General features: G+C 76.1%; 10 protein-coding genes. 6 read left to right on the top strand and 4 right to left on the bottom strand.

The window, feature by feature from the left end; genetic code table 11:
- The first annotated feature begins 10 nt into the window (after positions 1-10).
- Positions 11-556 (top strand): DUF4334 domain-containing protein, encoded by a 546-nt coding sequence (locus MTO91_RS15925; RefSeq protein WP_405416732.1) that lies wholly within the window; start codon positions 11-13, stop codon positions 554-556.
- Positions 553-1128 carry a TetR/AcrR family transcriptional regulator gene (locus MTO91_RS15920; protein WP_476651684.1) on the top strand — a complete coding sequence of 192 codons (576 nt, stop codon included), beginning with the start codon at positions 553-555 and terminating at the stop codon, positions 1126-1128. Before MTO91_RS15925 ends, MTO91_RS15920 begins: the two co-directional genes overlap by 4 nt.
- 13 nt (positions 1129-1141) lie before the next feature.
- Here MTO91_RS15920 and MTO91_RS15915 read toward each other — a convergent pair whose 3' ends face one another.
- Complete coding sequence (locus MTO91_RS15915) at positions 1142-2194, bottom strand: YncE family protein (RefSeq protein ID WP_244326036.1); 1053 nt, start codon at positions 2192-2194, stop codon at positions 1142-1144.
- Between the two features lie 128 nt (positions 2195-2322).
- On the opposite strand from MTO91_RS15915, the gene MTO91_RS15910 reads away from it, so the two are divergent.
- Positions 2323-3534, top strand: coding sequence for a cytochrome P450 (locus tag MTO91_RS15910; protein ID WP_476651682.1), 1212 nt, complete (start codon positions 2323-2325; stop codon positions 3532-3534).
- A gap of 84 nt (positions 3535-3618) precedes the next feature.
- On the opposite strand, the gene MTO91_RS15905 is transcribed toward MTO91_RS15910, so the two are convergent.
- Positions 3619-5283 (bottom strand): GMC oxidoreductase, encoded by a 1665-nt coding sequence (locus MTO91_RS15905; protein WP_476651680.1) that lies wholly within the window; start codon positions 5281-5283, stop codon positions 3619-3621.
- A 5-nt stretch (positions 5284-5288) separates the two neighbouring features.
- Complete coding sequence (locus tag MTO91_RS15900; protein WP_476651679.1) at positions 5289-5729, bottom strand: DUF8021 domain-containing protein; 441 nt, start codon at positions 5727-5729, stop codon at positions 5289-5291.
- A 91-nt stretch (positions 5730-5820) separates the two neighbouring features.
- On the opposite strand from MTO91_RS15900, the gene MTO91_RS15895 reads away from it, so the two are divergent.
- The gene (locus MTO91_RS15895; RefSeq protein ID WP_476651678.1) at positions 5821-6423 is read left to right on the top strand and encodes a TetR/AcrR family transcriptional regulator; all 603 of its coding nucleotides are present in this window, start codon (positions 5821-5823) and stop codon (positions 6421-6423) included.
- A gap of 174 nt (positions 6424-6597) precedes the next feature.
- Positions 6598-9105, top strand: coding sequence for a Tex family protein (locus tag MTO91_RS15890; protein WP_476651677.1), 2508 nt, complete (start codon positions 6598-6600; stop codon positions 9103-9105).
- Between the two features lie 49 nt (positions 9106-9154).
- Here the strand turns inward: MTO91_RS15890 and MTO91_RS15885 are convergent, their stop codons facing one another.
- Positions 9155-9904, bottom strand: a complete 750-nt coding sequence (locus tag MTO91_RS15885; protein ID WP_476651675.1) for a tyrosine-protein phosphatase — start codon at positions 9902-9904, stop codon at positions 9155-9157.
- A 354-nt stretch (positions 9905-10258) separates the two neighbouring features.
- Here MTO91_RS15885 and MTO91_RS15880 point away from each other — a divergent pair, with 354 nt between their 5' ends.
- Positions 10259-12124, top strand: coding sequence for a DEAD/DEAH box helicase (locus tag MTO91_RS15880; RefSeq protein ID WP_285898118.1), 1866 nt, complete (start codon positions 10259-10261; stop codon positions 12122-12124).
- Positions 12125-12186: the final 62 nt, after the last annotated feature.

The raw sequence follows: 12186 nt of genomic DNA, 5'->3' as shown, positions 1-12186 counted from the left end.
AGAGCTCGCGATGACCAGCACCGCACCGGCCGACACGCTGCGCCACCTCGCGCACGGCGCCACGCTCGAGGAGGGCCTCGGCTTCTTCGACGCGCTGCCCGCCGTCCGCGTGGAGGAGATGCTCGGCGACTGGTCCGGCGGCGAGATCTCCACCGGCAACCCGATGGACGGGCTGCTGGGTCGCTTCGGCTGGCACGGCAAGCGGTTCGACGGCGTCGACGACGTCCACCCGCTCGTCATGGACCACCCCCGCGGCGGGCGGTTCTCGCTCAACCCCGCCCTGGTCCCGCTGCCCGCGCTGCTCCGGTACCCGGCCGCGCTGCGGAACGCGACCCTCGCGCGGATCGCCCGCACCGCGGGCCCCGCACTCGCCACCCGGGCGCCGAAGGCCCGGCTGCGCACCACCGAGTACCGCGGGGTCGCCAGCGCCACCATGTGCTACGACGACCTGCCGATCCACGACGTCTTCCGGCGCGTCGACGACGACACCGTCCTCGGTGCCATGGACATGCGCGGCCTCACCCACCCGTTCCTGTTCTTCCTGCGTCGCGAGTGACCAGTCGCTTCCCCGACGAGCGCCGCCGGGAGGTGCTCGCCGCGACCCGTGCCCTCGTCGCGGAACGCGGCTACTCCTCGACCACCGTCGAGGCCGTCGCCGCGGCGACCCGCACCAGCAAGGCGACGCTCTACCGGCAGTGGGGTGACAAGGCCGCGCTGGTGGTGGAGGCCGTCTCGGCGGGCAGCCGGATCGCGATCGATCGGATCGACACCGGGTCGCTGGCCGGGGACCTCGCCGCGGTCGTCGACCAGCTGGCCGCGCGGGCCGCGGTCGACGTGCCGATCGTGCTGGGGCTGGCCGGGGCCGGGCAGTGCGACCCCGCCCTGCCGGCCGCGTTGTCCTCACGGCTGCTGCCGCAGGTCGAGGCGCTGCGCGCGGTGGTGGGGCGGGCCGTCGCCCGCGGGGAGCTGCCGGCCGACCCGCCCGCCGCCCGGCACCTGCCCTACCTGCTGGCGGGCGCGGTGGTGGCGCCGACGCTGCTCGACGGGCCGGCCGCCGTCGCCGACGCCGGGTACCTGCGGTCGGTCTGCGACGACGTGCTGCTGCCGGCCCTCGGGGCCCGCGCGTGAGCTCCGGGCGCTCCTAGGCGGGCCCGTCGACGACCTGCACGACACCGTCGGCGGTGCCGGTGACGAACAGGCGTCCGGTGTCCGGGTCGACCGCGACCGTGTTCGGCTGGCGCACGGTGGGGATCCGGGCGACCTCCCGCGGCGTCGGGTCGGTCATGTCGTAGCCGACGAGCAGGTTCGCCCCGGTCGCGGTGACCCACACGCGGTCCCGGACCGGGTCGTAGGCGATCCCGTAGGGCTCGCCGGGCAGGTCCACCCGTCCGACCTCGGCCGGGGTGCCCGCCGGGTCGAAGACGATCAGGTGCCCGCCCCGGGTGTCGGTCGCGATCATGCGGCCGTGCCGGTCGGCGACCAGGTGGGTCGGGCCGTCGCCGGCCGGGAGCTCGCGGATGCCGTCGCCGGTGGCGGCGTCGTAGACGGTGAGGGTGTTCTCGCGGACGTCGATCAGCCCGACCCGGTCGCCGACGGGGGCGAGCCCGGCGGGCTGGGTGACGTCGGTCAGCTGGCGCACCACCCGGTCCCCGCGGACCACGGACACGCTGCCACCCGCCTCGTTGGCGACGAACACGGTCCCGGCCGCCGTCCCGGTCGCGTCGTGCGCCATCGGGCCGGTCATCACCTCCGGCGACACCCGGCCACCGGGCAGCGAGACGCGCAGCAGGCCGTTCGCGCTCTCGCTCGGGACCAGGACCGGCCCGCCCGGCCCGGCGAGCTGCAGGTGGCGCAGCACGCCCGGCAGCGGCACCCGCCCGACGACGGCGGCGGAGTCGGCGTCGAGCAGCACGAGCCGGTCGGGCTGCCGCACCCCGACCGCGACGCGGCGCGTCGGCCCGTCGGCGACGATGCCCTCCGGGACGGCGCCGACGGGCACGATCCGGCCGGGTGGGGCGGCCGTCACCGCCGGGGCGGCGCCCGGCTCGGCCGGTGGCGGCAGCGGCTCGGCGAACCGGGCGGGGGTGCCCGCCCGCCCGGGGGCGGCCGGGCCGTCGGGCGGCGCGGCGCAGCCCACCGCGAGCAGGGCCAGGGCCAGGACGGCCGCCCGCTGCATGCGTTTCCCTGTCGCCATGGGGTCCAGCATCACGCCCCGGCCGGATGCCCGCGCGTCGGCCGAGGAGTGCGCCTGCCTGTTGGGCTGCAAAACGATAGATGGCTACCGTTCCGGTGTCCCGATCATGACGACGAGGGAGTTCCGCCGTGACGACGACCGAGGCCCCGCAGCTGCCCTTCGACCGGCCGAACGTCATCGACGTCGCGCCGCTGTACGCGGTGCTCCGCCGCGAGGGGCCGATCGTGCCGGTGCGCACCCCGGTCGGTGACCCGGCGTGGCTGGTCACCCGGCACGCCGAGGCGCGCTCCCTGTTCGCCGACCCGCGGCTCGGCCGCTCGCACCCCGCGCCCGAGCAGGCGGCCCGGGTGTCCGAGGCGGCGGTCCTGGCCGGCCCCACCGGCACCGTGGAGACCGAGAAGGCCGAGCACGACCGGCTGCGCAGGCTGCTGGTCCCCGCGTTCTCGGCCAAGCGGATGCGGCGCCTCGGCGACCACGTCGGCGAGCTCGTCGACGGCTGCCTCGACGACCTCGTCGCCGCGAGGGAGACGTCCCCCGACGGCGTCGCGGACCTGCACGCCCACCTCGCGTTCCCGCTCCCGGTGCTGGTCATCTGCGAGCTGCTCGGCGTGCCCTTCGCCGACCGCGGCTACTTCAGCGGGCTGTCCGAGCGGGTCGCGACCCTCCGCTCCGGCGGCGACGCCGAGACCGCGATGACCGAGTTCCGCGGCTACATGGGACGGCTCGCGGCGGCGAAGCGGGAGACCCCGGGGGAGGACGTCGTCACCGACCTCGTGCGGGCCCAGGCCGAGGACCCCGGCTTCGGGGAGGCCGAGCTGACCCGGCTCGCCGCCGGGCTGCTGTTCGCCGGGCACGAGACCACCGTCGGGCGCATCGACCTCGGTGTGCTCCTGCTGCTCACCGACACCGCCCGCCGGGACGCCTTCGTCGCCGACGTCGACGGCCGGTTGCACGGCACCGTCGAGGAGGTCCTGCGCATGTCGGCCCCCGGCGGGCTCGGGCTGCTGCGCTACGCGCACGCCGACATCGAGGCCGGGGACGTCACGATCCGCCGCGGTGACGCGGTGATGATCTCGACGGCGTCGGCGAACCGGGACACCGAGGTGTTCGACGACGCCGACGCCTTCGACCCGACCCGCCGGCCCAACCCGCACGTGTCCTTCGGCTACGGCGGCCACTTCTGCATCGGTGCGAGCCTGGCCCGCACCGAGCTCGCGACGGTGTTCGCGCGGCTGTTCCGGCGGCTGCCCGGGCTGCGGCTCGCCGTCGCCCCGGAGGACCTGGACGTGCGGGCCGAGCAGGTCACCGGGGGAGTGCGGGCGCTGCCGGTCACCTGGTGAGCCGGTGCCGCGGCGCCCCACGACCTCGCGCGGCGACCCGCGCACGGGGTACCGCGGACCGGACAGGGGCGCCGCGGGACGGGCTCACAGCCCGTCTGCCAGGATCCCGTCCATCGCCCGCTCCACGATCGCCGCGATCGTCCACGACGGGTTCGTGCTCCCCGTCGTCCCCGGCACCAGCGCCCCGTCGACGACGTGCAGTCCCGGGTGCCCGGCCACGCGTCCCCGGTCGTCGGTGACCCGGCCCAGCACCGCGCCGCCCAGCGGGTGCCACGTGACCGGGTCCGCTGCCCCCAGGTCGAGGACCCCGGAGGGTGCGTCCGCGGCACGCGCGACCAGGCCGGAGAGCCCTGCGGGCAGCCGGGAGGCGACGTCGGAGACGACCCGTCCGAGGCCGGCGCCGATCGGGGCGTCCGGGGCGATCAACCGCTGGGTGAGGTCGCGGACGGTGCGCTGGGCGTCGGCGTCGCCGTCGGCCGGCCAGTGCAGCACGGCCTCGCCGGTGGCGCCGTCGAAGCGGAACTCGCCCACCGGGTCGCAGGCCCCGAAACCCGGCAGCGACATCGCGCGGACGTCGAACGGCAGCGGCGCGGGACCGAAGGTGAGCGTGACGGCCTCTGCGCGGTCGTCGGTGGGTGGGCGGATGCCGGCCGCCATCGGCCCGGCCTGCGGTCCGCCCGCCGGTTCGGGGACGCCGACGCGCAGCTGGATGCGGTCGCCGTTGTTGCCCCAGAACCGGCCGGCGTCGGCGGTGAGGTCGGGCAGCGTCCCGGTCTCGCGGGCCCGCACGAGCAGCCGGGAGGTGCCGGTCGACCCGGCGGCGAGGAACAGCGCGCCGGTGGTGAGCGCGATCCGTTCCCGCACGACGCCGTCGGTGTCGATCCGCTCGACGTCGAGCCGGTAGCGTCCGCCGCCGACCGCGTGCAGGTCGACCACCCGGTGCAGCGGGGCGACGGTGACCAGTCCGGAGGCCTCGGCGTCGCGCAGGTAGTTCTTGTCCGCCGACAGCCGCGCTCCGGAGTTGACACCGGTGAAGTACTCGCCGACCGACATCGACGGCGTCGCCCGCCCGGCGAACTCGGCACGCACGACGTCCCAGTCGGTCGCGTTGGGCAGCAGCTGCGCGGTCAGCCCGGCACGGCGGGCCTGCTCCAGGAACAGCCGGGTGCCGACGTGCGCGGGGTGGGCCAGGACGTCGTCGGGGATCGGCGAGACCCCGACCCGGGCGGCGGCGCGCGGGTAGTGCACGGCGGCGAGCTCGTCGTGGTCGATGCCGGGGACCGCCGCGGAGAACACCGCCGCGTCCGGCCGGATCCACACCCCGGCGTACACCAGCGTCGACCCGCCGACGCCCGCCCCGCAGAGCACGCTCATCCCGCGCCCGGACACCTTCTCGAACAGGCCGGTGTAGGGCCGGTAGAGGGTCGGCGGCTGGCCGGGGAACACCGGCGCGGGCGTCAGCCACGACGAGCGGCGGTCCGGGCGCAGGAACGGCGGGAACGTGTCGGCGGCCGGTGTGGTCCAGCGGCGGCCGCGTTCGAGGACCAGGGTGCGCACGCCCGCCTCGGCGAGCCGGGCCGCGGCGATCGACCCGCCGAGCCCGCTCCCGACGACGACGGCCGGTGCGGACATCGCGGTGACCTCGCGGCGCAGCAGGGCAGGCGCGGCGGTCGCGGTGCCGGCGGCACCCAGCGCGGCCGCACCGAGCGCGGCCCCGGTCAGGAACCCCCGGCGGCTGGTCACCCGCATCCGGCTCAGCCCCCGATCCGGATGTCGGCGACGATCTCGCGGATCAGGCCGTCGTCGTAGCGGAAGGTCTCGTGCACCCGCGCGGTCGTGAGGCCCACCGGACCCGCCCCGACGGACAGGGTGAACTCCGCGACGACGACGCCGTCCCCGCGCACGTGGTAGGTCTCGTCGGAGACGGCGCGGATGATCCGGTACTGCGGGCCGAACCGCAGGTCGGCGCGCAGCTGGTCGCCGGAGAACCCGGTCGGCAGCCCCGCCTCGACCCGGGTCGCGTCCGGGTGGAACGGCACCGCCGACGGGTCGTGGTCGGCGAGCGCGGCGACGTAGGCGCGGGCACCGTCGACCCGGCAGGCGTCGTCACAGGTGGAGGCGGACGCGACACCCGCCCCCGCTCCGGCGACGATCACGCCGACGAGCACGGACAGCAGCAGACTGCGCGACCGCATGGGAACCTCCGGGACCTGGGGGAGCGGACGGGGGGACGACGTGACGGGAGCGACGCCCGGGGGCAGGCGCCGGGAGACACGGGACGACGGCGTGGCGCGCACGCGGGCGGCCCTGCTGGCCGCGGCGGCCGACGTGTTCGCCGAGCGGGGCTACGACGGCGCCTCGGTGGACGAGATCGCCCGCGCCGCCGGGGTGTCGGTGGGGTCGATCTACAGCCGCTTCGGCAGCAAGCAGGACCTGTTCCGGGCGCTGATGACCGGCCACCTGGAGGGCGACCTGCACCGGGTGCGGTCCGGTTTGGACACGGGCCCCGAACAGGGGCTGGCCGAGCTGGAGGCGGTGCTGCTGGAGACCGCCCGCTCGCGCCCGGCGACCCTGCTCGACGCCGAGAGCTGGGCGGTGGCGATGCGCACCCCGGCGATGCGCGCGGCCGTGGCCGACCACCACCGCAGGGTCCGGGACGAGGCCGCGGCGATGGTGGCGCGCGGCCGCGCGGCCGGCGGGGTGGACCTCGGCGTGCCGGACGACGAGCTGGCGACCGCGATGATCGCGCTGTTCCACGGCCTCGTCCGGGAGTACCGCCTCGGTGTGCCCGGCGAGGCGCCGCCCGACCTGTACAGCCGCATGGTGCACGCGCTCGCGACCGGGCTCGCCGCACTGGCCGCGGACGGCGGGCCGCCCGGCGGGCCATGATCCATAGCGAGCCACGGGCGGCAGTCTGGCACGGGTGAGCGGACGCTCACCCACCGGGTTCTCCATCGGATGTCGGACACCCGTCGACGGTCACGGGGCCGCCGTCCGGACGGGCGCGGACGCGACCCCCCACCCGGCGGTGGCGCCCGCGACACCGTTCGCCACGATGGGGCGGTGACAGGCACGGCACCCCCGGACATCCAGCAGCACCGCTCGATCAACCAGCGCATCGCCGACGAGCTCGGCGCCCGGCCGGACCAGGTCGGGGCCGCGGTGGCCCTGCTGGACGAGGGCTCGACGGTCCCCTTCGTCGCCCGGTACCGCAAGGAGGCGACCGGCGGCCTCGACGACGCCCAGCTCCGCACCCTGGAGGAGCGGCTGCGCTACCTGCGGGAGCTGGAGGAGCGGCGCACCGTCGTCCTCGACTCCATCCGGTCGCAGGGCAAGCTCGACGAGTCCCTCGAGGCCACCATCCTCGCCGCCGAGTCCAAGGCCCGGCTCGAGGACATCTACCTGCCCTACAAGCCCAAGCGCCGCACCAAGGCGATGATCGCCCGCGAGCAGGGCCTGGAACCGCTGGCCGTCGCGCTGCTCGCCGACCCGACGCTCGACCCGCACTCGTCGGCGGCCGCCTACGTGACCGACGAGGTCGCCGACGCCGGCGCCGCGCTGGAGGGTGCCCGGTCGATCCTGGTCGAGCGGATCGGGGAGAACGCCGACCTCGTCGGCGGCCTGCGCGAGCGCATGTGGGCGCACGGGCGGCTGGTCACCACGGTCCGCGAGGGCAAGGAGAACGACCAGGCCGCGGCCAAGTTCTCGGACTACTTCGACTTCGCCGAGAAGTTCACGACACTGCCCTCGCACCGGATCCTCGCGGTCTTCCGCGGCGAGTCCGAGGAGGCGCTCGACGTCACCCTCGACGCCGGCGTCGCCGACGACGAGCCGAACCCCTACGAGGCCCTGATCGCCGCCGAGTACGGCGTCGCCGACCGCGGCCGCGCCGGCGACGCCTGGCTGCTCGGCGTCGTCCGGTGGGCGTGGCGGACCCGCCTGCTCACCGCGCTCGGCATCGACATCCGGGTCCGGCTGCGCACCGCCGCCGAGGAGGGCGCCATCGGCGTGTTCGCGGCGAACCTGCGCGACCTGCTGCTCGCCGCCCCCGCGGGCACCCGCGCGACCCTGGGCCTCGACCCGGGCCTGCGCACCGGGGTCAAGGTCGCCGTCGTCGACGCGACCGGCAAGGTCGTCGACACCGCGGTGATCTACCCGCACGAGCCCCGCAAGGACCGCGCCGGGTCGCTGAAGACCCTGGCGGCGCTGTGCACGAAGCACTCCGTCGAGCTGATCGCGATCGGCAACGGCACCGCCTCGCGGGAGACCGACGCGCTGGCCGGTGAGCTCATCGCGGCGAACCCGGGCCTGAAGCTGACCAAGGTGATGGTGTCCGAGGCCGGCGCGTCGGTGTACTCGGCGTCGGCCTTCGCCTCGGCCGAGCTGCCCGACATGGACGTCTCGCTGCGCGGCGCGGTCTCCATCGCGCGGCGCCTGCAGGACCCGCTCGCCGAGCTGGTCAAGATCGACCCGAAGTCGATCGGGGTCGGGCAGTACCAGCACGACCTGCCCGAGTCGTCGCTGTCGCGCTCGCTCGACGCGGTCGTCGAGGACTGTGTGAACGCCGTCGGTGTCGACGTGAACTCGGCGTCCGCGCCGCTGCTGCGCCGGGTCTCGGGCATCTCCGAGTCCCTCGCCGGCGCGATCGTCGCCCACCGGGACGAGAACGGCCCGTTCCGGAACCGCACCGCGCTGACCGGCGTCGCGCGGCTGGGGCCCAAGGCGTTCGAGCAGTGCGCGGGCTTCCTGCGCATCCGCGGTGGGGACGAGCCGCTCGACGTCACCGGTGTGCACCCCGAGTCCTATCCGGTCGTCCGGCGGATGGTGGAGCGCACCACGCTCGACGTGTCCGCCCTGATGGGCAACGCCGCACGACTGCACCAGATCAAGCCCAAGGACTACGTCGACGACGGTGTCGGGCTCCCGACCGTCACCGACATCCTGGCCGAGCTGGAGAAGCCCGGCCGGGACCCGCGGCCGGCGTTCCGGACCGCGACCTTCGCCGAGGGCGTCCACAAGATCTCCGACCTGCGGCCGGGGATGCTGCTGGAGGGCGTCGTCACCAACGTGGCCGCCTTCGGCGCGTTCGTCGACGTCGGGGTGCACCAGGACGGGCTCGTGCACGTGAGCGCGATGAGCAAGGACTTCGTCTCCGACCCGCGCGACGTCGCCAAGTCCGGTGACGTGGTCAAGGTGAAGGTCCTGGAGGTCGACGAGGCCCGCAAGCGGATCTCGCTGACCCTGCGTCTGGACGACGAGCCCGGCGCCGGCGAGCGCGGCGGCCGGTCCCGCGGGCCCGGCCAGGGCCAGGCCGGAGGCCAGGGCGGCCGGGGCCGCGACGGCGGCGAGCGCGGCGGGCGCGGTCCGGGCGGCGGCGACCGCGGCCGGGGTGGCCGCGACGGTGGCCGTGGCGACCGCGGCCGCGGCGGTCAGGGCGGCGGCCGCGGCGGCTCCGGCGGCCAGGGTGGTCAGGGTGGTCGCGGCGGCTCCGGCGGCAGCCGGCAGGACCGCGGCCCCGCCAACGACGCGATGGCCGAGGCGCTGCGCAAGGCGGGCTTCGGCAAGTCCTGAGCCGACGACCGGGCCCCGCGCACCCCGGGTGCGCGGGGCCCGGTCGCGGTCAGTGCGGGAGGACCGGCTCCAGCAGCCGCTCGGCGAGGCGGCGCAGGTCGTCGTCGCCGACGCCCCACTCGCGCAGCCGGCCCGCCGCGCCGGCGGGGTGGGCGTCGAGGTCGTCGAGCACGGCCTCCAGGGCGGCGGCGTCCACCCCGAGCAGCGCCTCGTCGTCGGGCTCGGGCTGGCCCCAGGCGCGCAGCCGGTCCCACAGCGTCGGCAGGACGTCGTTGGTGCGCAGGTAGTCCGCGACGACCGTCGCGCGCGGCACGTCCAGCACGGCCAGCAGTACCCCGATCACGATCCCGGTCCGGTCCTTGCCCGCGGCGCAGTGCACGAGCACCGGGGCGGGCGCGTCGGCGACGGTCCGCACGATCCCCGCGAGCTCGGCGCCGGCCTCGGCCGCCAGCAGCCGGTAGGCCCACCCGAGCCCCTTCTCCCCGGCGGCGGCCGTCGCGACCCGCTCCGGGGTCAGCGACGCGCCGAGCGGGACCGGACGGACGTCGGCGACGTCGGCGAGCGGATGCGGCTCGCCGGTCTCCGCCGCCGAGCGCAGGTCGACGACGGTCCGCGGCGGCCACGGCGATCCCTCGGGCAGGTCGAGGGCCCGAGCGTCGCGCGGGTCGCCCGGGCGGGGCGCGTCGGACCGGTAGAGCACCCCGTGCCGGACGCGGTAGCCGTCCGTCGTGCGCAGACCACCGAGATCACGCAGGTTCGCCGGGCGCCGGGCCGCGGCGCTGGAGAGAAATGCCGTCACCCGACCAGGGTCGGTGATCTCCCCGTGGCCGCGCCGAGGGTCGTGACCAGGGGCATCGGTGGTGTCGGTCACGCGGGACCCGGCGCACGGACCGCACCGGGACATGGCACACTGGTCGATCGACGGCCGTCGGCGACGACGCACGGCCGCGAGCCCCGGAGGTCTGGGTTCACCGGCACATCATCTGGATCGAGATGCCGCACGCGGGCCTGGCGGGCTGGGAGAGCGGGCGAGAGCCGCCCGACGACACAGCGCACCCCCCTGCGCACGCCATTTGAGGACCGAGTGAGCATTCTGCTGGATCAGTACCCCGACCTGAACGACTCCGGAGACGAGATCACCACTTCCGCCGCCATGACGGACACCGACGACGCCACCACCCCCGACACGACCGCCGCCGGGGAGAGCACCGCCTCCGGCGACGGGGCCGAGGGCGTGGGTGTCGAGGACGCGCGCACCGAGGACGCGGGCACCGCCGACGAGCCCGTCGACGACACCCCCGCCGGCCCGACCTTCGCCGACCTGGGCCTCGCGCCGCAGCTGCTCGACACCCTCGAGAAGCTGGGCTACGCCTCGCCGAGCCCGATCCAGGCCGCCGCGATCGGCCCGCTGATCGCCGGGCGCGACCTGCTGGGCCAGGCCGCCACCGGTACCGGCAAGACCGCCGCGTTCTCGCTGCCGATGCTGCAGCGCCTGGCCGACGGCCGCACCTCCCGCTCCCGCGGCGCCAAGCCCTTCGGACTGGTGCTCGCCCCGACCCGTGAGCTGGCCATGCAGGTCGGCGACGCGGTCTCCAAGTACGGTGCCGCGCTCGGCGCCTCGGTCGCCTGCGTCTACGGCGGCGCGCCCATCGGCCCGCAGCTGGGCCAGCTCCGCCGCGGCGTCGACATCGTCGTCGCCACCCCCGGCCGCGCCATCGACCTGGTCAACCGGGGCGCGCTCGCCCTGGACGCGATCGAGGTCGCCGTCCTGGACGAGGCCGACGAGATGCTCGACATGGGCTTCGTCGAGGACATCGAGACGATCCTCGGCGCGACGCCGCGGGGCCGCCAGACCGTGCTGTTCTCGGCGACCATGCCGGGCCGCATCCAGAGCCTGGCGCGGACCCACCTGAGCGACCCGACCGACATCCGGATCAAGAAGGAGGCCACGCCCGAGGGCGAGGCCCCGCGGGTCCGCCAGACCGCGTACCACGTGCCCCGCAGCCACGTCACCGTCGCGCTGGGCCGGGTGCTCGAGATGGAGCAGCCGACCGCGGCGATCGTGTTCTGCCGCACCCGCGCCGACGTCGACGCCGTCACCGAGACGCTCACCGCGCGCGGCCTGCGCGCCGAGGCGCTGCACGGCGGCATGGACCAGGAGCACCGCACCCGGGTCGTCGAGCGCCTGCGCGCCGGCCGCACCGAGCTGCTGGTCGCCACCGACGTCGCGGCCCGTGGTCTGGACATCGACTCGCTGACCCACGTGGTCAACCACGACGTGCCCTCGTCGCCGGAGTCCTACGTGCACCGCATCGGCCGGGTCGGCCGGGCGGGACGCGAGGGCGTCGCGATCACCCTGGTCACCCCGGGGTCGGTGCGTCACCTGCGCAACATCGAGCGCCTCATCGGGGCGTCGGTGCCCAGCGCGCCGGTGCCCTCGCCGGAGGACCTGCGCACCGTGCGGCTCGCCCGCACCGCGCTGGCCCTGCGCGAGCAGGCCGGTCAGGACGCCGACACTCCGCCGCAGGACGGCGTGGAGCAGCTCGTCGTCGAGCTGGCCCGCGACCACGACCTCGCCTCGATCGCCGCCGCGGCGATCCGGCTCGCCCGCGCCGGCAACTCGGTGCCGGACGACGAGATCGAGATCCCGCAGGTCCGCTCGCGCGGTGGCCGTGACAGCGGCCCCGGCGACCGTGGCCCGCGCCGCGACCGCGACGGCCGTCCGGGCGGTGCCCGCGGCCAGGGCGCCCGTCCGCCGAAGGCCGGGGCGACCCGCCTGTTCGTCTCGGCGGGCCGTGCCTCCGGTGTGCGCCCGCAGGACATCGTGGGTGCGCTGGCGAACGAGTCCCGGCTGTCCGGCCGCGACATCGGCGCCATCCAGATCCACGAGCGCCACTCGCTGGTCGAGGTGCCCGAGCACGCCGCGGACGACGTGCTGCGCTCGCTGCGCGGCGCGACGACGCTGAAGGGCCGCAAGGCCAACGTGCGTCGCGACCGGGACAACGCCGGCGCCCGCTGACACACGGCACACGACAGGGGCCCCGCGCGATCCGCGCGGGGCCCCTGTCGTCGTCGGTGGGG

This window comes from Pseudonocardia sp. 2-7 (assembly GCF_056341085.1).
Note: the sequence above shows the minus strand (reverse complement) of the source record. Positions and strands in the feature narration are given on the sequence as shown.